Here is a 22,089-nt window from a genome sequence, read left to right as displayed (position 1 = left end):
CGGCTTAAGAATAAGTGCTCCAGTGCTGCTGCTGAATCAATGTGACAAAATGACGTAGCTCGTGCTCTAAGGGACGATCTTCGTCAACTAACGAGAAGGTCTCGAACACTTCGCGTAGAGTCGTCGAAACTGTTTCAGATAAAGAGTCCGGATCGAGCTCTTTATTGTGAATCCGGATTTGTACAGCTTGGCAGGAAGCCATTAAAGATGCTGCGGCGATTTGTTCAGTTAATTGAAGAACGCGCAAACAGTCACGGGCTGCGATAGTGCCCATGCTGACTTTGTCTTGGTTGTGGCACTCAGTTGAACGTGAAAAAACACTTGCTGGCATGGTGTTCTTAAGCGCTTCTGCGGTCCAAGCGCTAATTCCGATTTGAACGGCTTTAAAGCCGTGATTGATGGCCTTGCGATCATTTTTTGCTGCAGACAAATTGTTAGGAAGTCCATTATTGAACTTACGGTCCATCAGCAATGCCATTTGGCGATCCATTAAATCAGACAGGTTGGCAATGCCTGTTTTCAGGGTATCCATGACCATGGCGATGTGCCCGCCGTAGAAATGACCGCCATGCAAAACGTGTTGACCCTCGCCATCAATGATCGGATTGTCGTTTGCGCTATTCAGCTCAGTTTCGATCATCTGACGCATCCACGGCATGGAGTCTTTCAGTGCCCCAATAATATGAGGAGCGCAGCGAATCGAGTAACGATCTTGTAAGCGACTCGAATTGCGTGGGTGCTTGTGATGGTTTAAGTCATCACGGATCCACTCGGCGATTTGATTTTGACCTGGATGAGGCTTGGCATCGAATAGGATATTATCAAAGTGAGCGCTGTTTCCCTGTAAGGCGATTGAGCAAAGTGAGGTAATACGCGAGCACAGTTCAATTAAATACTCAGCACGCTGGTAAGCAAGACAAGCTAAAGCGGTCATAACGGCGGTGCCATTCATGATGGCTAACCCTTCTTTGGGTTGCAGCTGAATAGGTTCGATATGGAGTTCTTTGAAGACTTCTTTTGTTGGTCTTAGTTGGCCTTGATAATAAACGTCTCTTTCACCAACCAAAACCGCTGCAACATACGATAGTGGGGTTAAATCGCCACTAGCGCCGACAGAGCCTTCTTGGGGAATCCTTGGCATAATATCGTGCTTCAACAAGGTTTCGAGTTGTTCTAATAAGCGCCATGTAACACCTGAGTAGCCACGGCAGAGCGATGTCATTCTAGCGCCTAATATGGCTCGGGTTTGCTCAATCGAGAAGGTATCGCCGAGTCCACAGCCGTGAAAGCGAGTCAGGTGGAGCGGTAATTCGTGAACATTAGACAATGGTACTTGTTCGGTCACGGAGTCGCCGTAACCGGTCGTCACTCCATAAATAACGCCATCTTCTTGCAGCAGATTATGTAGGAAGTCAGCACCTTTCTGGATTTTAGCCTGAAAGTCTTTGTTGGTATTAAGTTTCCCTTTAGCGTGCCCACGGGCCAGTTCATTGATGTGCTCAATGGTAATGTGAGAGTCGCCAAAGATAATATCGGAGTTCACTGTTGTCACTGAATTACTTCTCGTTGTTGTTTATGTTTGACCGCGAAATATGCGCTTTGTCGTCTTTCTGCCAAAAATTAAAAAAGTTAAACCATTGAAGCGGAGCAATAAGGCAGTAATGCTCAAGTCGCTTGGCGTATCGCTGGATAATTGATTGTAACTGCTGCTTCTTATCAGTTCTACTCAACTTCAAGCTGTCCGCAAAATGCTCAAGATAAATATGGTAACGCCCTTTCTGTTTGAGGCAAAAAATGAGGTAGGTTGGGCAGTCCAGAATATTGGCTAGGATAAAAGGGCCCTGTGAAAATGGAGCTGGCTTGCCTAAAAAGTCTGCGTAATTAACACGACCGTATTGTGTCACCGAGGTGCGGTCGCCAACAATAATGACTACCTCGCCTTGATCGACCTTATCTTTGAGTAAAATAGCTGTTTCAGCGCCAAGAGAGTCAACTTGAATCAGGTTTAACTGCGCGTTGGGGTTAAACTTTTCCAGCGCTGCCTGAAACTTTAATGCATGCTTGGTAAAGACTAAGGCATTGATTTTTATGTCAGAATCATTCTCACCTATAGCTCGGCAGAGTTCTAAGTTACCCAAATGAGATCCTATAAAGACAGCGCCTTGATGTGGATGCTGCTGCCTTAACTGTTGGAATACTTCCGTGTTATGGAATGTGACGTCATCTAGCGTCACGTCACCGAGCCATGCGCGGATTTTATCAACGGCAGCGAGCCCGAATTGATAAAAATGTTGGTAAACATGATACCAGCGGATCTTGGATGGATTTTGGGTGTGAGCGTTAACTTGCCGAAGGTATTGATAGGACGCTTGGCGTGCTTTGTTACCGGTAAGCGTAAAGTAAGCGATGACCGGTAATAAAATTAACCGAAATAGCCACTGACCAAAAATACGGTACAACCACACCAATAGCTGAATACCAAAGGTGGTGCCTCGTTCTTGCGTCGATGACCAGTGTTTATCTGTCATGGCATCGTCCGATTCGCGGGCTTAAAGTGGCGAGCTATGAGTTTAGGCGCTCTGAGTAGCATGCCGAAAACTAGCCGTGTGTGCATTTTAGTGATAAGCCAGTTGTCTTTAAACATTTGAAAGTGGGATGAGCCGTCTTCGGGATAAGTGACACGGGTAGGCAAATTGATAATGGGTACCCCTTTCCAGTCCAGTCTGACCAAAATGTCAGTGTCGAAATCCATTCTTTTGCCGATTCGATTGTTGTTAATAAGATCATAGGTGCTGGATAACGGATACAACCTGAAGCCACACATTGAGTCTTTAATTCTGAACGACAAGGTTTCGACCCAAACCCAAAAATGCGTAATGTAGCGAGGAATCAAACGTCCGAGTGGCACGGTTTTATCATAATCAGGAATACCACAAATGACAGCTTGCGGTGCAGACTGACTCAAAGTAATGAACTGCTTGATATCTGAAATGCTATGTTGACCATCAGCATCAACTTGGATGGCATGGCTATAACCACGCTCATGTGCACAAATGAGACCTTGTATAACAGCCCCACCCTTCCCTTGATTTTGCTCCAAATGAATAAGTTCGAGAGACGGGAAGCGAGAAGGAAGTTTCTTTAAAAACTCGGTAGTTGTGGCGTCGCTACCGTCGTTAACCATGATGACAGGTAATTGCTGACGAATAATCTCGGTCAAAACCTGCTCAATATGCTGAGTATGATTGTAGTTCGGGATGATGACGCAGTAACTGTGAGTATTAATATCAGGCATGGCTACTCATGTCTTGAGTAAGGAACAGTTTACCCGATGAAAAGTTGTGTTCTGGGTTATCCATCTTAAATGTCAGGCAGGATTTCTCGTTATCAAAGTTTAACCTTAGGCTAACTTCGACGTTAGGGGTAATGACATGCTGAAATTTCAGCGCTGACATCTTAGTAACAGTAGCTTGTTGTAACGATGGCGACACCGCCATCAGGCTCTTAAAGAAATGTAATGCCCATTGAATTTGAACGACCCCTGGCACGATAGGAAACTCCTCAAAATGTCCTGCGAAGGCATCTAAGTTGGGTTGGATATCGAGGCTAAGCTGTAATGTGCTTTGGTCGCCTTCTTGATGTAATACTTTGGGGTAATTCATATCAGTTTTCTAAAACAACGCCGTCAGTGAGCTCAATGGCAACTTGCCCTCTGAGTTATAAGGTAAGCGCTCAAAATAGCGCCATTTTCTTGGGATAGCAACTGCTTCAAAGGTGTTAATAAGCTTGGATTTTAATTCTTCATTGAGTTTATGCTTTGAGTGAGAAAGCATAAACTCTTGACCTTCGGCGCTTAGCTCGATGACCGCGCCAATAAATGTTCGCTTGTCTTGGATAACAACTACTTTCGCTTCATTCACCAGCGATGATGTTTTAAGTGTTGTTTCTAGCGCATCGAGAGACAGTCGTTTTTCTTCAATTTTTACGACGCGATCAGCGCGACCAAGAAGGTGAAAATGACGATCACCGTCTAACTCAATCAAGTCGTCGAGAGGCTGAGGCTGGTTTAAATAAGGAGAATAAAGTATGCCTCGATTGGTGGTGTCGGTTTCAATAGTCACCCCTGGGAATAGAGACCAACGAGTATTACCCTTTTCCTGTGTTCTATAGCCAATTCCCCCCGTTTCGGTGCTCCCAAAAACCTCAGTTGGATATATACCGAATTGTTGTGCTGTTTGCTTGGCTGAAAGATTTGACAATAAACTGCCAGAACTAAAGCATTGCTTGAGCTCAATATTAGTTAAGCTTTTGTCATGTCGAGATAAAAAAGCAGGGCTCGAAATCAAACAGATATTGGAATGTGACTGGTATCGATCGATCAGTTCCTCAGGATACAAAATCATATCAGCACAGAAGGGGTGGCGGTAAAGCAGTGGCCACAACAAGCGAAAAATCAGGCCATAAATATGGTGGTGTGAAACGGTAGCAAAAAATTGTGTCTGAGCAACGGATTGACCAAAAAGTTGTTCTAGAGTAGCTGTTTCTAGCAATAATTGATCAAGGGTTTTTACTACAGCTTTGGGCTCACTGCTTGAACCAGAGGTATAAAACTGGATGCGACTATTGAATACTGGAGGTACTGAAAAATTGGCTTCAACCGATGAGTTCTGCCGGTAGTGATCCGACGCAATATGACCATCGATGAAGTTATCAGAAAGAATGACCTGAAAAGCGTGCGAAATTGAATCCAGCCACTCTGCTTTATGGTTTGCAGTTAATACGATGTCTTTTTGGAGTAAGAGTAATGCTACAAAATTAACTGAAAAGTCATAGGTGTTGCGTGCAAAAAGTAAATAGGACTGTTCAGAGCGAGTCTGAAGGTTTGCAACAGCTTGAGACACATGCAAAAGGAACTGCGGGAGTTGGTATTGTCCGTCTCGGCATTCGGCAACGAGGTTCTTACTATCCGACAGTAAGAGTTGATGTAGCTTGGTTTCTGCGGGATTATTCATCATGCTGTTTGGTCATTAACCATTTTCGATACAAAAGCTCAGACAGGAATAAGGTGCCCATTAGTGCATAGGATATGAGGCCATTGTATAGCGTCCATATCTCTGTGCTGGTATAAAATACTGTGTAAAGTGATGCCAAGATGTTAAACACAAAAAAAACACACCAAACCAGAGTAACTTTTTTGGTATAAATGACGCCCTCTTCCGGTAGGTCTGGCTCTTGTAAGCGGGCTAGGCGCTCTATAACCGATGGCGGCTTGAGCAGGCTGTAACTAAAAACGATTAAAAAACTTGCCGTTATAATCACTGGGTAAAGCTTAAGTCCGAGTTGAGTATTATTAAAATAACTCAGGCTAGAGACGCCAAGTCCGGCAATGAGTATCACGACCCATAACCCTTTAACCGCTTTTAGCAACTGATTGTTAGTCAATAATGCTCTAAGGATAACTAGGGCACCTAAGGCTAAGGCTAAATGCTTCGGCTCAAGGTGTTGTAGTCCAAAATATATCGCTATGGGGTAGAGTAAGACCACCATAGCGATGGTGATTTTGAGCAGGATTGACATTGTAAATCGTTAGTTGTGGACTAGATCGTAAACTGCATCGACAACGTGTTGCATCGTACGTACAGCTTTGAATGTCTCAGGGTTCACTGATTTGCCAGTGATTTCTTGTAATTTAATGACTAGGTCAACAGTATCAATACTGTCTAAATCCAGATCGGTATATAAGTTGGCATCAATGGAAATGTCCTCGGCTTCGACCTCAAAGTCATCAACCAAGATTTCAACAAGCTGCTGATAAATTTGGTCTTTTGTCTCTAACATTGCCATTACGCAGCTCCTTGTTTTTGTTGTTCTATGAAATCTGCGAGCGTACGGACAGAATAGAAATGCTTTTTAGACTCTTCAGAGTTAGAGTCCAGTTTGATATCAAACTTCTTTTTTAAAGCAAGGCCTAATTCTAACGCATCAATTGAGTCGAGTCCGAGCCCATCCCCAAATAAAGGCTCTTCTGTTTCAATGTCATCAATGCTGATATCTTCAAGATCAAGAGATTCAATAATGACTTCTTTGATCTCATTTTCTAATGGTCTCATTCTTTAAAGCTTCCTCAATAAAAATGTCTCTAATATGCTCCGTTAATCGTCTTGCCGCGATTGATTCATTTTTTTCCTTAAGTAAAAACGGAGTAATGTTTATCTCCTCGATAACCCGCATTGAAAATTGCGCACGACGCGGGGGGATCTGATACCACTTTTCTTGTTTTGTTAAGGTGGTTGGGTTGCAGTCGATAATCACCGGTAATAAGTTTTGATGGCAACGAACGGCGATATTTGCCGCGCCACGTTGTAGCTTAATCGGCTGATTAGGAACAGTGCGAGTACCCTCAGGAAATATGACCAGATTATAACCTTCTTCGAGGGTCTTTTTACAGTTTTCTATGAGCTTATTCACATCTTGGTCGTTATTAATAAAATCAGCCACGCGGACGACTCGTTTTAAGAAGAAATTATTCCATAATCCCTGCTTTACCACACAGTCGGCCCGTGGAATTAATGAAATGAGCGCCACAACATCAATTAAGGTCGGATGATTTGCAATGATAATTTTACCTTTGACACCTTTAAGGTCTTGTCGTGCTTGCTCTAAATCAAAGGTGAAAATTCCCAAGGCTTGCATGAAATTAAGGAAAAATTGCCATGCACGATGGATTAAGTAGCGGGCTTTGCGTTTACGGACATTCGGATCTCGATTAAAAAGACCTATAACTGGAAAAACAAAAAGAGACAATAACAGTCCGCCAATACCAAACGTAGTAAAAGATAAACCCGTGGCGAAAACGCGCCATATATAATTGATTCTATACAGCATTTTTGCTGAATTCCCAACGTGTATCAGGTGTTTGGTGCTGTAGTGTGAGCTGATTTCCTTGAATGAATTCAAAAAAAGACAGTGCCAATGGGGGAACGGACATGGCGTGTTTTTGAGTATCGCCATTTCGATCAAAAGTAAAGCTAACCGTTTGCTCAGCCTCTAGGGACAGCACTAGTGCGAGGCTATAGCTTGGTTCTGGTCGTGGTTGTAACCGATCAAAGGGTTGACCTACCTGCATATCAAAACAGGTTAATAACACCTTCTTATCGGGATTGCTTTTGAGAATGTTGTAACTTTCGAGCAATGCAAAGCCAAAAGTATTATGGTTGGCGGCAATACTGGTACCAACATTTTTGTTCTTATTAAAAATTGAAAAAAGACCCAGAGATGCATTATGGACCGATAAACTAAAGTCCTTAGGCGAGATATCTTCATTTTGAACTAAGTCGTTGACGATATTGACGGTACGGTTTAACTCACCATGTTGTGAGGCAAAAACGGTAAAAACATCGCTTGGTTCGATTTTCGCATGCTGAAGACACTCTAAAGAAGAATGCATCGCCATCCTACTCAAACCATTCAACCGACGGCGCTTAATAGGCGGTATTTGCTGTAAGCTAATAGCATCAAGATCGGAAAATTTAAGTAGACTTTCGGAGCAGTTAGTGCCATTTAAAGTGTTTTCATCAATCCAGCAGTAGGATGATAGAACGCCTAAGGTAAGCTTGGTAGTAATTGTCATTGATCCTATCCGTGTACTGCTTGATGTGTCTGCGCTATGAGATCGGGAAAGTCTATCCGAATTACCCCGCAACATCAAACGGCGATATGGCTAAGATGTAAAAAGCCGAGCACTGGGCTCGGCGGAATCGTTGTAAGGATATTGGTAATTAAAACTGAGCGATTACTTGCTTAATTTTATCGTTGGCGACCATTTCTTTAATGGCAGCTTGTAGCTCTGTAAGTCGTTTGTCCTGGATGGTTTTTTTACTAAACATGTACGCAACACTGTCGCTTGGGATGTGGACATTGGATGCTTTAATTTTGTCGTCTAGGCGTTTGCGCTTAATGATGTAGTGACCTTCTACAGGATCTGCCAAAACGCCATCAATTTCACTATACAGAATATTGAAGAAACTTTGCTCGCCAGATTTAGAGTCGACAAAAAGGCTTGAGTATTGTGGGTGGTTCATCAACTCGTAAACTTCTTTTCCGTAAAAGTAGTCACTCGTAATGCCGACTTTTTGACTACGGCTTAAGAAACCGCTGAGTGTATTGCCGTTATAGCTATTGCTTCCGCGGATGAATAACGTAAAGGACTCATCACGATAAGGTGTTGAAAAGTTGGCAAAAGCTTCTCTTTCTGGCGTTATCGTTGCGCCTGCAAGCACGTCGACTTCACCTTTTTCTAGATCCGTCAGTAACTGAGTCCATGATTTTTCAACAAAGGTGACATCACAGTTAATTTTATCAGCTGCTTGTGTGAAGATTTGTATATCGATGCCTGTAATCTCACCATTACGCTCGAACTGGTATGGGGCACGAGATTCCCAACCCATAGTTAAATTACAGTCACGCTTTGGTTTGCTCGCTGCTTCTTTTTGTTGTTGTGAATCATCCTCGCCACCGCAAGCTGCAAGTAGGAAGATAGATAGTACGGATATTAGCTTGGTGAATTTCATTAAGCGCCTCCCCAGTCCAGCGTTTATTTATTGTGTGTATTTTATACTGCTACGAAATGTGAACTGGATCAAGTATTGAGAGGCAAAATAGACGGTTTTTTAGGCAAAAAGTGTCAAATTTTTATACAGCAATAGAGTCTGAGTGACAAAATAGGTTCAAATGGATACAAAATGACAAAAAAGTAGGGTACAAAAAAAGCAGGCCGAAGCCTGCTTTTACAGATATAGAGACACGATTAGTTAATCGCGTTCTTAATCTTATTCATGGCGTTCTTTTCTAGCTGACGGATGCGCTCTGCAGAAACACCATATTTATCGGCCAACTCATGTAGCGTTGCTTTTTGATCACTTAACCAGCGTTGCTGCAGAATATCTTGGCTACGATCATCCAAGGTCTTCAAAGCATACATCAAACGTTCTTCACGCTGGCCTTGCCATTGTTCTTGCTCAACACTGACCGCTGGATCGGAATCCGAAGCTTCCAAGTAATGAACAGGAGCATAAGCTGCACTGTCGTCATCTTCCTGGGCTGGTGCGTCAAAAGCAGCATCACGAGCGTTTAAGCGCCCTTCCATTCGACGAACTTCTTCCGGCTTAACGCCTAAGTCATCTGCTACAGCTTTAACTTCTTCATTATTTAACCAGTTCAAAGACTTTTTCTTAGAACGGAGGTTAAAGAACAGTTTACGCTGAGCCTTGGTGGTCGCTACTTTAACAATGCGCCAGTTTCGCAGTACGTATTCATGAATTTCCGCTTTAATCCAGTGTACCGCAAACGATACGAGACGCACGCCTACCGTTGGATCGAAGCGTTTTACAGCCTTCATCAGGCCGATATTACCTTCCTGAATAAGGTCTGCCTGCGGCAAGCCATAGCCACTGTAACTCTTTGCAATATGTACGACAAAGCGTAAGTGAGCCATTACTAACTGGCGTGCAGCGTCAAGATCATTCTCGTCTTTAAAGCGATGCGCTAGTGCCTGTTCGTCTTCAGCGGAGAGAACAGGTATTGCGTTGACCGTGCTGACGTATCCGTCAATGCTACCGGTCGGTACTGCTAGCGCCATGTTCATTGGGATATTGCTCATGCATCCCCTCCTAAAATTAGTGATTACCAAGATGTTAGCACTCTTTTGGCGAGAGTGCTAACTTTTTAGCACTTTGTCAATAAGAGTGCTAAATATAGCAAAAGTTTCAGCCTTATGATCAAAATTGAGGTAAAGAAATGTCAATAAACACGGGGTTTTGATCGAAAGTGTGACTGGCACAAGCCAGCCACCAATAGAACCCAAGCTATGAATAAAAAAATCAATTACTTAGCAGATGCTTCAACTTCAATAATGATGTGAACGTCGTCAGCTACAGCAGGAACACCATAAGTCATGCCCCACTCTGAGCGCTTAATCGTGCCACGAGCAGAAAAACCGACATGTTGCTGTTCCGACATTGGATGAATGCCTGCTTTGTTTAGAGTAACGTCTAAGCTGACAGGGTGTGTTTTATCCAAAATAGTCAGATCACCATGCAAAACACCCGTATTGTCACCTGTTTTCTCAAGCTTGGTGCTGTTGAAGCTCAACTTTGAATATTTATCGACGTGGAAAAAATCAGCATTCTTCATGTGATCGTTCCACTTTTTGTTCTCAAGGTCGATAGAGGCTGCTTTGATTTCAACCTTGGTCGATGAGTTAGACCAGTCGTCTTGGTCAAACGTTAGCTCACCACGGAAAGTTGGGAACTTACCAAACGAATTCGAAAACCCTAAGTGGTTAATTTTGAATATAATCTGGCTATGAACCGTATCAAACTCATATTCAACAGGTTTTGCCGAAGAAACTGTAGAGAAAGTCAAAGCAGCTGTCATTAGTGCAGTAGCGATGGATTTTTTCATGGTGGTTCCTTTGCTTATAAATAAATAGATGCGCTATTTTTATCAAGGTTAGCGCCATCTATCAAATGCATAGTATCAATATTGACTATTTAGCCAGTAAATAGTTGCAGCAGTGGATAGGGCTACTGAGGATTAATGTCTTTTAGATGTTTGCGCACGGAGACCCAGGCACCCGTTAAACCAAGCAAAGCACCAATGACCAGTAGACCAAGAGTGAAGCTGGGCGCCAAGCCAAGCAAAGAGAACTCACTGCTATAGAGTTGGGCGAGTTGGCTGGTGGACTGCTTAAGCAAAACGAACACGATATTGACCATCAATGCCGCTAACAGGGCTGCGATGAGCCCGTACCAAAAACCCGCATACAAGAAAGGGCGTCGAATAAAGGCATCGGTAGCACCGACCAGTTTGATCACTTGAATTTCTTCACGGCGGTTGAGAATGGCTAAGCGAATGGTATTGCCAACAATTAATAAAACGCCAAGCGCGAGCATCGCGCTTACAAATGTAGCGATTTGCTCTGAAATATCGAGAATAGAGTTGTATTTCTTAATCCAGTCACTATCCAGCTTGGCTTGATCGACTTGTTGAAGTCCCGCAAGCTCTTGGGCTAGCGCCTCAAGTTGCTCTGGATCACTGAAGGAGCTGGTAGGCTCTAACGTGATAGTGAAAGGCATGGGATTATTGTCAAGATAGTCCAGTGCATCACCAAAGCCAGAGTAGTCTTTAAATTCAGTTAACGCATCTTCTTTACTGACAAAAGTCACTTGCTTAAATTCAGGCCGTAGATTGAGCTGAGTTAACAGGTCTTGCGCTTGCTTCTCGGTTGTTGAATCGTCTAAGTAAAGCGCCATCTTTACGCCACCATCCCAAGACTGAGAGACTGCTTTGGCATTGGTCATGAATAAATAGAAAGCTGAAGGGAGCGCAAGAGCAATAGCCAGCACCAAGATGGTCATCAGGCTATTCGTAGGCTGGCGCAAGATATCCAGCAGGGTTTGGATGCTATTTTCTTTGTGGAGCTTTAGGGCTGTTCGAAAACGGTCACGGAAGCTGATTTTATAGCTGGTAGCGCTAGATTTTCGTGATGGACTCATGCGAAATCCACCTCGGCTAATTCATTGCGGATAGCGCGACCTTCTTTCAAGGTAATTAAAGGATGCTTCATTCGAGCTATCAGTCCCAAGTCATGCGAAGCTATAAGTACGCTGACGCCAACCTGGTTGAACTGTGCAAAGAGGTTCATAATATCTTCCGACAGCTCTGGATCTAAGTTACCGGTGGGCTCATCAGCAAGAAGCAGTGGAGGTTTGTTAACCACGGCACGGGCGATTCCAACACGTTGTTGCTCACCGCCAGATAATTGAATTGGCAACTGACGCTCTTTATTTAGCAAACCGACTTTATCTAAAGCTGCGCGTACTCGTTTTGGAATATCGCGGTCGGAGACACCAGCTATGATTAATGGCAGAGCAACATTATCGTAAACGGTTCTGTCGAACAGCAGACGATGATCTTGAAAAATCATGCCAATCTTACGACGATGATAGGGAATTTGGCGATCTTTGACGTTAGAAATATTGATATCATCAAGAATGATTTGCCCACGTGTTGGGCGTTCCATCAGTGCAATTAACTTTAAAAGTGTACTTTTTCCCGCACCACTGTGGCCGGTTAAAAAAGCCATTTCGCCACGAGGCAAGCCAAAGCTAACGCCTTTTAGGGCCTCGTGACCACCTTCGTAACGCTTAAAAACCTGATGGAATTCAATCATTTATAGTTATTACATTCCTATTGATGGATTACTCTGGCGACGACTCACTATTGTTCTCTGATGTAAACAAGGCCTCAATAAAGTCGCCTGCATTAAACTCACGCAAGTCGTCGATGCCCTCGCCGACGCCAATAAAGCGGATAGGAATCTGTAACTTATCCGCCAATGCAAAGATAATACCACCTTTTGCGGTTCCATCCAGTTTTGTGATCGTGACACCAGTCAAATTAATCGATTTGTGGAAATGTTCTGCTTGATTCAGTGCATTTTGACCTGTCCCAGCATCGACCACCAACATCACTTCATGTGGCGCGCCTGGGTCAAGCTTTTGCATGACACGCTTCACTTTCGCTAACTCGTCCATCAAGTTGGACTTAGTATGTAAACGTCCTGCGGTATCGGCGATCAATACGTCAATCTGGCGACGTTGTGCAGATTGTAATGCATCAAAGATTACGGAAGCGCTGTCGGCGCCAGTATGTTGGGCCGTGACATGAATATTATTGCGTTCACCCCAGACTTGCAGCTGCTCAACCGCTGCTGCACGGAAGGTATCGCCTGCGGCCAGCATCACAGATTTGCCTTCTTGTTGGAATTTCTTAGCGAGCTTGCCAATGGTCGTGGTTTTACCAACGCCATTTACGCCGACCATTAAAATAACGTGCGGTTTGTGAGTTAACTCCAACGGAGCACTACAAGGCTCAAGAATATCTGAAAGCAGTAGACGCAATCTGTCCATTAAGGCTTGAGCGTCTTTAAGTTCTTTACGCTCAGACTTTTCCGTTAAATCGTCAATAATACGGCGAGTTGCTTCGACGCCAACATCCGCCATTAACAACTGCGTTTCGATGTCTTCAAGAAGGTCGTCATCAATTTGCTTGCTACCAAGAACCAGATCAGCAATTCCGCTGGTGAGCTGGGTGCGAGTTTTGCTGAGACCGCTTTTCAGCCGCGAGAAAAAACCTTTTTTACTCGGTTTCTCTTGAGTCTCTTCGGCAGTAACGGGGCGGGCTGGCTCTGGGATAGAGTCTATCTCTTCAGTGATATCGACGGGTTCATCCGATTGATTATCACGATCTGTCAGATCTGGAGTCGGGTTATCGTGGATAGATTCGGTTGTTACGGGCTGATCTTTTACTTGAGGAGATTCCTGTTCAATGGAATCACTTTCCGTCGCCTTTTGAGCATCGCTTTTCTCAGAATCAGTTTGCTCAGTGTCGAGCTGTCCTTCCAAGTCCTGTTCGATAGCATGCTCAAGGGCTTCTTCAGCCTGCTCCAGCTTTTCCTCTAATTCTTCAGGTGAGAAGTGACTGTTAGATTCTTTGCTAAGTTCGTCTTCTTTCTTACCAAACCAGCCAAAGAGGCCACGTTTTTTAGATTTGTTATCGCTCATGAGCGGATCAGAACCTTATCTATTTATTCAACACAATAAAAGCGCTATCCTATCATTTTAGACAAGCAAGCGTCAGCTTTTTACCTAGCGGTAGAGGAACTTATGGCTAATCGTGATAAATTTTTTAGCGATGAACGTCGTAGCACAAAAAAACCAAACAAGAGCGGTCAGTTTCGAATTATTGGCGGTCAGTGGAAAGGTCGAAAGCTGAAATTTATTGAGGTTGAAGGCTTGCGGCCCAGTTTGGATCGTATCCGTGAAACTTTGTTTAACTGGTTACAAAGTGAGGTGCGTGGAGCGCGTTGCTTAGATTTATTTGCCGGCTCAGGTGCTATCGGGATCGAAGCGTTATCGCGTGGAGCGACACATGTCGATTTTGTGGAGCTTAATAAAAAAGCAGTGCGACAGTTGGAAACCAATTTAGGCGTGTTGGAAGCTGATGACGGTGACGTTATCCATCAAGACGCAAAACAGTTTATTGACAAAGACGCTCAGCCTTATGACATCATTTTTCTCGACCCACCTTTCCACAGGGGCATGGCACAAGAGGTTCTAGGTAAGTTGGCACATACTAACTTGCTAGGCTCAGGCACATTAGTTTACCTAGAAATAGAGCAAGGTTTAGAACTAGACATACCTGAGGGCTGGGATCTACTCAAAGATAAAAAAGCAGGGCAACTGCAATATCGATTATACCGAATACTTTAACTGTTGAGAGTTAACTGGTGTATAAAACCCGAATCAAGTGATAACCAAATCGGGTTTTAACCGGGCCAATGACCGATTTATCATCGCTGCCTTTGCTAAAAACTGCTTGGTCAAAAGGTTTCACCATAGCGCCTTTTTTGAACTCACCGAGATCACCCCCTTGCTTTTTGGAGGGGCACATAGAGTGCTTTTTTGCTAGATCCGAAAAATTAGCACCCTTCTCTATTTTTGCTTTTAAAGCGTTCGCTTCGGATTCCGTCTTAACCAATATGTGTAGGGCTGCGGCAGTTTTCATTGTTGTGAAAGGATTAAAGTTTAGAGTTCTGGCGATGATAACACATAAACGTCAAAACGATTGCCTTTGCTTTCAATGCTCATCGAGGGTTTCTTATTGTTAAGGTGCGGCGCATAGCTAGGGCGTTTAACCACGACACGGTATTTTGCGTGTTCTAAAGCCGCTGGCAAGAGTTCGTCTGCATCTGGATCGTTTCCCACTAAGAGTTTGACTAAGCGCATGTCTTTTTTCACCGCCGCTGACTTCGATTTTGGTGGGAACATGGGGTCAAGGTAGATAATGTCAGGTTGCTGTTGCTGGCTCAGACGCTGGATCATTTGCGCGGACTGGCCTTGATGCAATGAAAAATCTGTTTGGAATAGCTCCGCGTGAGAGAGGCGTGCACGCTGAATCGCATCCTCTAGTAAGCTGGCGACATAGGGCGAACGCTCGATCATGCGTAACGAGCAACCTAGACTGCGTAGCTCAGCGGCATCGCGTCCTAAGCCGGCGGTAGCATCAAGAATTGAAGGGTTCCAGTTATGCTTTAGGCCACAGGCTTTAGCGATGTGTTGCTTGCGCCCTCCTCCATGCTGACGCCGATAGGCGATTTTACCAGAGGTTAAATCAAGGTTGAGACTAGCTACATGATTATCGAGCACAGCACTAAAGGTAAGTAATAAGGTAGAGTCGGACTCTTGATAATGAAAATAACCGTCGTAATCAGTTAGCAGGCTTTCATCAGTGACAGAGGGTAGCTCCCTGAGTAAACTAGGAGCTTCGGGTGCGCTTGGTCTGGAAAAGAAAGCAACGTTTGCGGTCACTAATGGCCTACCAATAAACATTAAAAAGTTAATATATTCAATATGATAGAAACCGAATCATCAATAATTGAACTGCAGGTTCCAGTCACATCATCTGAACAAAATCCGCTTGAATTATTAGCTTCTGAGAGCGGTTTGTCAAAGCAGAAAATAAAAGATGCCATGACCAAAGGTGCTGTGTGGCTATCGAAGAATAAAGATAAAACAGGATCAGCACGCCCTATCCGTCGCAAAAACAGCAAAATAAAAGAAGGCGATCAGCTGTTCCTATACTATAACCAAGGAGTACTAGCCGAAACGGTCCAGATGCCAGAGCTGGTTGCCGATGAAGGTGACTATTCGGTGTGGAATAAGCCTTATGGCGTTTGGGCGCAAGGTTCTAAGTGGGGTGATCACTGTTCGATGGGGCGGTTGGTTGAGCAATACTTTGACTTTAACCGTCAAACCTATGTCGTACACCGGCTGGATCGTGCTGCATCGGGTTTGATGGTGCTTGCGCACAATAAAAAAGCGGCTGCCGCCTTATCCCAGATGTTTGCCAAGCGAGAAGTCGAAAAGATCTATCAAGCGAGTATTGTTGGTAAGTTACCACAGCAGGAAGTCACTGTCAGCAAACCCATAGACGGTAAGCCCGCTGTCAGTCATGCCCGCGAATTGTCGCATGAGGGCGTGAATAGTTTAGTAGAAGTTCGAATTGAAACGGGACGCAAGCACCAAATTAGAAGGCACCTGGCCAGCTTGGGTTGCCCTATTATTGGTGATCGACTGCACGGGGAAGCAGAAGAAAATGATGCCGATCTGCAGCTAAAAGCGGTTAAATTGTCGTTTAGATGCCCTATTTTCGGTGAAATGAGGTCTTATAGCCTGGTGTAGTATGAAGGGTATAAAGGATAAAGTTAGGGCTTGTACTATCTGTGAGGACTTACCCCTTGGGCCTAAACCGATCTTCCAGTTCAGTCCTGATGCAAAAATTTTGATTGCTGGCCAAGCACCGGGGCAAATCACTCACCAACGCGGTCGCCCTTTCGACGATGCTAGCGGTGTAAGGCTCCGTGAGTGGCTTGGTGTTAGCGAAGACGTATTTTACGATGATAGTCAGTTCGCCATATTGCCGATGGGCTTTTGTTATCCAGGAAAAGGTAAGTCAGGCGATCTCCCTCCTCGCCCAATTTGTGCAGAAACCTGGCAACATGAACTCTTGAGTAAGTTATCAAAGCTAGAGCTGGTGGTGGTGATCGGACAATATGCGTTGCATTGGCATTTAGGTATTAAGAAATCACAAGCAATAACTCCAGTTGTGAAAAATTGGAATAAATACCAGCAAATAGATATTAAAAGTAGTGAAAAAGAGAGTAATGGTATCGAAAAGTCATTAACTTACTTCCCTCTTCCGCATCCTAGCCCGCGCAATAATATTTGGTTAAAGAAGAATCCGTGGTTTGAAAAAGAGGTATTGCCCGAGTTGCGGGCTAAAGTGACTCAGGCTTTGTCTTAAGTGACCGTTTTAAAATATCTTTGAAGGTAGCGCCCCCCTTTTCTCTGGCCAGCTTGATGTTATTTTCTGGAATAGATTCGGGGTCATCGTAATTGTCCAAGGCACGGTCGAGGCTGGCTTCGCGAAGAATATGGAGCATAGGATAGGGTGAACGATTGGTATAGTTAGCCGGATCATCGGTTTCAAGGCCGTCAAAACAGTAATCAGGATGGAAAGTAGCGATTTGATAGACGCCAGTGTATTCGAGCCGTTCAAGTAGTTGGTTACTGTAATCGACTAAATCTAAGTAATCATCAAAGGAATTGAAACCTTGTGGCAGTATGATGAGTATGGTTTCGATGTTGGGGTTTTGCTCTAAGGTTGTGAGCTCATCGACCAGCTCATAAAGCACAGGTTCGATACTATTCGACGACGATACTGTGTAGTTAATGGTATTTCGAACAAATTCGCGTCGGGCAAAAGGGCAGAAGTTATAACCAATAACGGTCTGAGAAAGCCAATAACGAGTGCTGGCGATAATATTTTCAACGGGTAGGTCTGTCATGGTGTTCTTATGCTGTTTGGATGTAGGGATTATAGCAAACTGCGAGTTCTTGAGTCTTGCTCAGTAGTTTAGGCTTTCAAAAAAAGGCGCTACTCCAAATAGGGCTTTAGGTCATCGGGAATCGGCATGGGTTTAAAGGGTGAAACGTTCGCGCCGCCAGTATTGCCAACCGGGTATTTGCCGAAAAGTGAGCCTGCTGACCCCAGAATCCGAATAATTTGTCCTACAACTTCACGAAAGTCGATTATTTTTAGTCCGACACGTAGCATCCAATAATGGCTTCTGACGTGCCTGATATAACTTGGCTGACCTAATATATGGGCGCGTTCAAAATGGTGAAAAGCACGATTATAGTCTTTATTTTCAAAGAGTTGCCTACCTTTTGTCAGTTCAGATTGGAACTTTTCAGCAAGTGTTTCCATGATCATTAGTGTCCCAGGGTTAAGCCAGTATTTTGTCCATCAGTAGTTTGACAGACTAGTTGGTTTGTTATTAAATAGCAACACTACTTACTGACTGCTCTTACCTCCTGTCACGGGCGCAAATTAGGCTTTTGATGGCAAGCGAGAGGGAATCTCATGTCGAAAACTACCAATCAAGAACAAAATATCTCAAAGCACAGCAACCAACAAACACGTACCGTAAAGTTTGGGCGTTTTGTAGTTAATCACCCCTGGTTCGTATTAATAGCGTCTTTATTGCTCCTTTTTGGAGCAATGTACGGAGCTAAGTTTTTAGAGATAAAGCCTGATTATCGGGTGTTTTTCGCCGAAGATAACCCTCAACTAGTGGCATTTGACCATATTCAAGATACTTACGATAAGGCCGATAACGCCATGATCGTATTAACGCCAAAAGAGGGTGGGGTGTTTAGCAAAGAAACACTGAAGACCATCCAGTGGCTGACCGAAAAGGCGTGGCATACACCGTATTCGACACGTGTCGATTCGGTGACTAATTATCAACATACTTGGGTAACGCCTGAGGATGAAGACTACATGTTGGTCGGGGCATTACTCTGTGTGCCAGCCAAATCAGCAGATTTCGATAGCACTTGCGAGCACGAGTCGGTAACGCCCGAAATGATTGATGGGATGTCGCAAGATCAACTCGAACGGCTGGAACAGATTGTGCTCAACGAGCCACAAGTCGTGAATCGGATGATTAATCCTCAGAGTAGTGTCACGGCAGTTAACATCACGGTACAAGTACCTGATGATAAGGACCTAGAGGGTCTAGAAGGCGAAGAAAGAGAAAAAAAGAAAACGGAAATCATGACGGCGACACAAAAGGTTGCCGACTTTGTGCGTGACCTAAAAGCTCAAGTCGAAGAACGTAACCCTAATCTAGAGGTCCGTTTAACCGGTGTGGTCATGATGAACACCGCCTTCGCTGAAACGGGCTTAGGTGACATGATGACGTTAACCCCGATCATGCTATTGCTGGTCATTCCCTTAGCGCTATTCTTCATGGTGCGTAGTGTCAGCGGTACCATCGGTAGCGTTCTCATCATCATTTTCTCCATTGCTGGCGCGATGGGTATGGAAGGGTGGTTAGGCATTTTCTTAACCGCACCAGTATTTTCAGTGCCTACAGTTGTAGCGACGATGGCCGTGGCCGACTCAGTTCATCTGTTAGTGACTTATATGCAAAGCTTGCGTCACGGCATGGCGAAGAAAGAAGCAATGGTTGAGAGTATTCGTATCAATATGATGCCCATATTCTTGACCAGTATCACGACCGTAATTGGTTTCCTGACTATGAACTTCAGTGACGTCCCACCATTACAGGATCTTGGTAATGTGGTTGCTATGGGCGTGACGTTTGCGTTTATATTTTCAATTACGTTCTTGCCAGCGTTTATTATGTTATTGCCAACAAAGGTCTCGAGTGGGCGTTCGGCGAAGCATGAAAAAATGGATCAGTTTGCGGATTTCGTGGTGGCAAAGCGAAAAGTGTTGCTACCGATAATGACTGTTGTGTGCATTGGAATAATAGCGTTTCTGCCTAAAAATGAACTCAACGATGAGTTTGTAAAGTACTTTGATAAAACGATCGATTTCAGAGTGGACTCTGACTATACCGCTGAAAATTTGACAGGTCTTTACACCATGTTTTATAGCATTCAGGGTGAGAAAGAGAACGGTATTCACGAGCCTAAATTTATGTCAACGCTACAGGCTTTCGTCAAGTTTGCGGAACAACAGCCGGAAGTGATTCACGTGCAAAGCTATACCGACGTCATGAAGCGTTTAAACAAAAGCATGAACGCTGATCGCGAGGAATGCTACGCGCTACCAGAGAAAAGTTTAAACGAAAACTGTAATCAGGTACTCAAAGAGGCGGAAGAGGGCACCGATCTTAATACGCGCATTCGCGAGCTGACAGCACAGTTTACGTTAATGTATGAAATGTCGTTGCCGAAGGGCATGGATCTCAATAACCAAGTCAGCAGCGACAAAGCGGGAACGCGTGTGCAAATAGCACTGCATAACTTATCGAGTATAGAAGTGTTGGCGCTTGAAGAAAAATTTTCACAATGGTTTGAGCAGAATGCGCCAGATTATGAAGTGCAAGGTTCAAGTCCGGCGGTGATGTTTGCGCATGTTGGTCAGAATAATATTTATTCTATGTTGGAAGGAACCGCGTGGGCGTTAGTACTAATTTCTTTGTTGCTTATCTTCGCGTTACGATCATTAAAGCTTGGGTTATTAAGCTTAATTCCAAACATTGTGCCGATGGCTGTGGCGTTTGGTATTTGGGCGATATTCCAGGGTCAGGTTGGTATGGGTTTATCCGTAGTAACAGGCATGACTTTAGGTATTGTAGTCGATGATACCGTACACTTCTTGAGTAAGTATTTACGAGCTCGTAGAGAAAAAGGGTTGGACTCCCATGCTGCGGTAAAGTACGCCTTCCAAACCGTGGGCATGGCACTAACGGTAACAACGATTGTCTTAGTATTAGGATTCTTAGTATTAGGAATGTCGCACTATGTCATGAATAGCCATATGGGAATACTAACAGCGATTACCCTAGCAGCTGCGCTTATTATTGATTTCTTACTATTACCGCCTTTGTTAATGCTGTTAGACCGTAAAAAGGCCAAATAAATACATTAGTTTTAATGAACACAATCCATTAGGAGTTATTGATGAAAAAGTTTTTGATATTGGCAAGTTTGTTTTTAGCCAGTGTTGGAGTGAGCGCTGACGATGCAAATAAACGTATCGCTGAAATCAGTGACGCGAAAGAAAAAGGACTTGCTGTTGCCAAAGCGATGAAGGCCCATAACACTGGGTGGGGCGATAGTGAAGCAAAAATGACGATGATTTTGCGTGACAAAAGTGGCAACGAAACGGATCGAAAAGTTCGTGTGAAAAGCTTAGAAGTCGAAGGTGACGGCGATAAAGGATTAAGCGTTTTTGACGAGCCGCGTGACGTTGAAGGTACGGCTTTTTTAACCTATTCGCACATCGAAGGTAACGACGATCAATGGCTTTACTTGCCAGCTTTGAAGCGTGTAAAGCGTATTTCCTCATCTAATAAGTCGGGCCCTTGGATGGGGAGTGAGTTTGCTTATGAGGACTTATCATCATTCGAAGTTGAGAAATACGATTACAAATTCTTGCGTGAAGACGAGATAGATGGTGAAAAGGTTTATGTTGTTGAATCTTACCCAACTTACGATAACTCAGGTTATAGCAAAACCATAACATGGGTTGACCAAGAGCACTTTAGAGTTCATCGAATTGAATTTTTCGATCAAAAAGGAGATGCTCTAAAAACAATGGAAGTTTCTGACTTCAAACAATATTTAGACAAGTACTGGCGCGGCCACAAGCAGGTCATGACCAATCATCAAACAGGTAAAAGCACTGTGGTAAAATGGAGTGATTACCAATTTAATACAGGTCTTGATGAAGACGACTTCAACAAGAGTAGTCTTAAAAGAGCGCGCTAATGTCCGTAGCAATAGATAAGGTTAGCGTTAGAAATGCTGACGCAACGCGCCAAAAAATACTTGATATAGCCTTTGAGGAGATCCTCCTTAAAGGCTATCAGGGGCTACGTGTTGATGGTGTGCTTAAAAAGGCAGCCTTAACCAAAGGGGCGTTTTATCACCATTTCAGCAGCAAGAAAGAATTGGGTTTAGCTGTGATTGATGAAGTCTTAAAGCCTTGGGTTGAAGAGCGTTGGATAGAACCGCTTGAAGATTTTAAGAATCCGATAGATGGTTTGATCGAATTATTCCATGAGGCGAGGGACGAGATTACGGTTAAGGAATTGCATACAGGTTGTCCGCTGAATAATTTAACCCAAGAAATGTCGCCATTGGATGAGTCTTTTAGAACGCGGATTGCGGGTATTTGGGATGATTGGCATAACGCTTTGGTAAAAACACTCGAGCGCGGACAAAAGGATGGGTACATCAGAGCTTCGGCGAAACCAAATAATGTTGCTAGATTCTTAAATGCAGCAGTGGAAGGTATTATCGGTCAATGTAAATGCTATATGGATGATAAAGCGTTTTACGAGGCTGGAGAATGTTTGCAAGACTATGTTGAAGGTCTACGTACCTAATAAGTAATTCTGAAGGCTGGTAGTCGATATGAAGA

The 22,089-nt window shown here is 43.9% G+C and carries 26 protein-coding genes; 6 read left to right on the top strand and 20 right to left on the bottom strand.

The genetic code is table 11. The features are described from left to right. Positions 1-4: 4 nt before the first annotated feature. The 16 genes from KFK88_RS01295 to ftsY form a co-directional block, all read right to left on the bottom strand. Entirely contained in the window at positions 5-1,552 is a 1,548-nt protein-coding gene (locus KFK88_RS01295; RefSeq protein ID WP_223576848.1) for an HAL/PAL/TAL family ammonia-lyase, read from the bottom strand. 4 nt (positions 1,553-1,556) lie between these two features. After that, the gene (locus KFK88_RS01290; protein ID WP_223576847.1) at positions 1,557-2,528 is read right to left on the bottom strand and encodes a lipid A biosynthesis acyltransferase; all 972 of its coding nucleotides are present in this window, start codon (positions 2,526-2,528) and stop codon (positions 1,557-1,559) included. Beyond that, a complete protein-coding gene (locus KFK88_RS01285) occupies positions 2,525-3,295 on the bottom strand; it encodes a glycosyltransferase family 2 protein (RefSeq protein WP_223576846.1) in 771 nt (256 codons plus the stop codon). Before KFK88_RS01285 ends, KFK88_RS01290 begins: the two co-directional genes overlap by 4 nt. Next, positions 3,288-3,662 carry an ApeI family dehydratase gene (locus KFK88_RS01280; protein ID WP_223576845.1) on the bottom strand — a complete coding sequence of 125 codons (375 nt, stop codon included), beginning with the start codon at positions 3,660-3,662 and terminating at the stop codon, positions 3,288-3,290. Before KFK88_RS01280 ends, KFK88_RS01285 begins: the two co-directional genes overlap by 8 nt. Before the next feature lie 9 nt (positions 3,663-3,671). Continuing rightward, the gene (locus KFK88_RS01275) at positions 3,672-5,015 is read right to left on the bottom strand and encodes an AMP-binding protein (protein WP_223576844.1); all 1,344 of its coding nucleotides are present in this window, start codon (positions 5,013-5,015) and stop codon (positions 3,672-3,674) included. Next, positions 5,005-5,577, bottom strand: coding sequence for a COG4648 family protein (locus KFK88_RS01270; RefSeq protein ID WP_223576843.1), 573 nt, complete (start codon positions 5,575-5,577; stop codon positions 5,005-5,007). Before KFK88_RS01270 ends, KFK88_RS01275 begins: the two co-directional genes overlap by 11 nt. A gap of 9 nt (positions 5,578-5,586) precedes the next feature. Continuing rightward, a complete protein-coding gene (locus KFK88_RS01265; protein ID WP_223576842.1) occupies positions 5,587-5,844 on the bottom strand; it encodes an acyl carrier protein in 258 nt (85 codons plus the stop codon). Continuing rightward, entirely contained in the window at positions 5,844-6,110 is a 267-nt protein-coding gene (locus KFK88_RS01260) for a phosphopantetheine-binding protein (protein WP_223576841.1), read from the bottom strand. The genes KFK88_RS01265 and KFK88_RS01260 overlap by 1 nt, the downstream gene beginning before the upstream one ends. Beyond that, on the bottom strand, positions 6,091-6,885 hold the full coding sequence (locus KFK88_RS01255; RefSeq protein ID WP_223576840.1) for a lysophospholipid acyltransferase family protein: 795 nt from the start codon (positions 6,883-6,885) through the stop codon (positions 6,091-6,093). The genes KFK88_RS01260 and KFK88_RS01255 overlap by 20 nt, the downstream gene beginning before the upstream one ends. Further along, positions 6,875-7,630, bottom strand: coding sequence for a beta-ketoacyl synthase chain length factor (locus KFK88_RS01250; protein ID WP_223576839.1), 756 nt, complete (start codon positions 7,628-7,630; stop codon positions 6,875-6,877). Before KFK88_RS01250 ends, KFK88_RS01255 begins: the two co-directional genes overlap by 11 nt. A 148-nt stretch (positions 7,631-7,778) precedes the next feature. Further along, entirely contained in the window at positions 7,779-8,570 is a 792-nt protein-coding gene (locus KFK88_RS01245) for a substrate-binding periplasmic protein (protein ID WP_223576838.1), read from the bottom strand. 236 nt (positions 8,571-8,806) lie between these two features. Then, positions 8,807-9,658 carry an RNA polymerase sigma factor RpoH gene (gene rpoH / locus KFK88_RS01240; RefSeq protein ID WP_223576837.1) on the bottom strand — a complete coding sequence of 284 codons (852 nt, stop codon included), beginning with the start codon at positions 9,656-9,658 and terminating at the stop codon, positions 8,807-8,809. Positions 9,659-9,882: 224 nt separating this feature from the next. Further along, positions 9,883-10,461, bottom strand: a complete 579-nt coding sequence (locus tag KFK88_RS01235) for a YceI family protein (protein WP_223576836.1) — start codon at positions 10,459-10,461, stop codon at positions 9,883-9,885. A gap of 122 nt (positions 10,462-10,583) precedes the next feature. Further along, positions 10,584-11,555, bottom strand: a complete 972-nt coding sequence (gene ftsX / locus KFK88_RS01230) for a permease-like cell division protein FtsX (protein WP_223576835.1) — start codon at positions 11,553-11,555, stop codon at positions 10,584-10,586. Next, positions 11,552-12,232, bottom strand: coding sequence for a cell division ATP-binding protein FtsE (ftsE, locus tag KFK88_RS01225; RefSeq protein WP_223576834.1), 681 nt, complete (start codon positions 12,230-12,232; stop codon positions 11,552-11,554). Before ftsE ends, ftsX begins: the two co-directional genes overlap by 4 nt. A gap of 28 nt (positions 12,233-12,260) precedes the next feature. Further along, complete coding sequence (gene ftsY / locus KFK88_RS01220) at positions 12,261-13,625, bottom strand: signal recognition particle-docking protein FtsY (RefSeq protein ID WP_223576833.1); 1,365 nt, start codon at positions 13,623-13,625, stop codon at positions 12,261-12,263. A gap of 102 nt (positions 13,626-13,727) precedes the next feature. On the opposite strand from ftsY, the gene rsmD reads away from it, so the two are divergent. Continuing rightward, complete coding sequence (gene rsmD, locus KFK88_RS01215; protein WP_223576832.1) at positions 13,728-14,333, top strand: 16S rRNA (guanine(966)-N(2))-methyltransferase RsmD; 606 nt, start codon at positions 13,728-13,730, stop codon at positions 14,331-14,333. 10 nt (positions 14,334-14,343) lie between these two features. Here rsmD and KFK88_RS01210 read toward each other — a convergent pair whose 3' ends face one another. Both KFK88_RS01210 and KFK88_RS01205 read right to left on the bottom strand, forming a co-directional pair. Next, positions 14,344-14,628, bottom strand: coding sequence for a peptidylprolyl isomerase (locus KFK88_RS01210; protein ID WP_223576831.1), 285 nt, complete (start codon positions 14,626-14,628; stop codon positions 14,344-14,346). Positions 14,629-14,648: 20 nt separating this feature from the next. Then, positions 14,649-15,431 (bottom strand): class I SAM-dependent methyltransferase, encoded by a 783-nt coding sequence (locus KFK88_RS01205; protein ID WP_223576830.1) that lies wholly within the window; start codon positions 15,429-15,431, stop codon positions 14,649-14,651. Positions 15,432-15,473: 42 nt separating this feature from the next. Here KFK88_RS01205 and KFK88_RS01200 point away from each other — a divergent pair, with 42 nt between their 5' ends. Then, on the top strand, positions 15,474-16,304 hold the full coding sequence (locus KFK88_RS01200) for an RluA family pseudouridine synthase (protein ID WP_223576829.1): 831 nt from the start codon (positions 15,474-15,476) through the stop codon (positions 16,302-16,304). 1 nt (position 16,305) lies between these two features. Next, entirely contained in the window at positions 16,306-16,926 is a 621-nt protein-coding gene (locus KFK88_RS01195; RefSeq protein WP_223576828.1) for a uracil-DNA glycosylase family protein, read from the top strand. Here KFK88_RS01195 and KFK88_RS01190 read toward each other — a convergent pair. After that, positions 16,901-17,470 (bottom strand): DUF1415 domain-containing protein, encoded by a 570-nt coding sequence (locus KFK88_RS01190; RefSeq protein WP_223576827.1) that lies wholly within the window; start codon positions 17,468-17,470, stop codon positions 16,901-16,903. The genes KFK88_RS01195 and KFK88_RS01190 overlap by 26 nt on opposite strands. Positions 17,471-17,559: 89 nt before the next feature. Continuing rightward, positions 17,560-17,892: a DUF3703 domain-containing protein gene (locus tag KFK88_RS01185; protein WP_223576826.1), complete on the bottom strand. Its 333-nt coding sequence runs from the start codon at positions 17,890-17,892 to the stop codon at positions 17,560-17,562. A gap of 156 nt (positions 17,893-18,048) precedes the next feature. Here KFK88_RS01185 and KFK88_RS01180 point away from each other — a divergent pair, with 156 nt between their 5' ends. Genes KFK88_RS01180 through KFK88_RS01170 form a run of 3 tightly spaced genes read left to right on the top strand, consistent with a single transcriptional unit; the run spans position 18,049 to position 22,054 of the window. Beyond that, positions 18,049-20,583 (top strand): efflux RND transporter permease subunit, encoded by a 2,535-nt coding sequence (locus tag KFK88_RS01180; protein ID WP_223576825.1) that lies wholly within the window; start codon positions 18,049-18,051, stop codon positions 20,581-20,583. 41 nt (positions 20,584-20,624) lie between these two features. After that, positions 20,625-21,434, top strand: coding sequence for an outer membrane lipoprotein-sorting protein (locus tag KFK88_RS01175; RefSeq protein WP_223576824.1), 810 nt, complete (start codon positions 20,625-20,627; stop codon positions 21,432-21,434). After that, the gene (locus tag KFK88_RS01170; RefSeq protein ID WP_223576823.1) at positions 21,434-22,054 is read left to right on the top strand and encodes a TetR/AcrR family transcriptional regulator; all 621 of its coding nucleotides are present in this window, start codon (positions 21,434-21,436) and stop codon (positions 22,052-22,054) included. Before KFK88_RS01175 ends, KFK88_RS01170 begins: the two co-directional genes overlap by 1 nt. Positions 22,055-22,089: the final 35 nt, after the last annotated feature.

The sequence above is a fragment of the Kangiella taiwanensis genome (assembly GCF_020005165.1).
Classification (GTDB): Bacteria; Pseudomonadota; Gammaproteobacteria; order Enterobacterales; family Kangiellaceae; genus Kangiella; species Kangiella taiwanensis.
The sequence above is the reverse complement of the archived record's forward strand: the minus strand, read 5'-3'. Positions and strand labels throughout refer to the sequence as shown.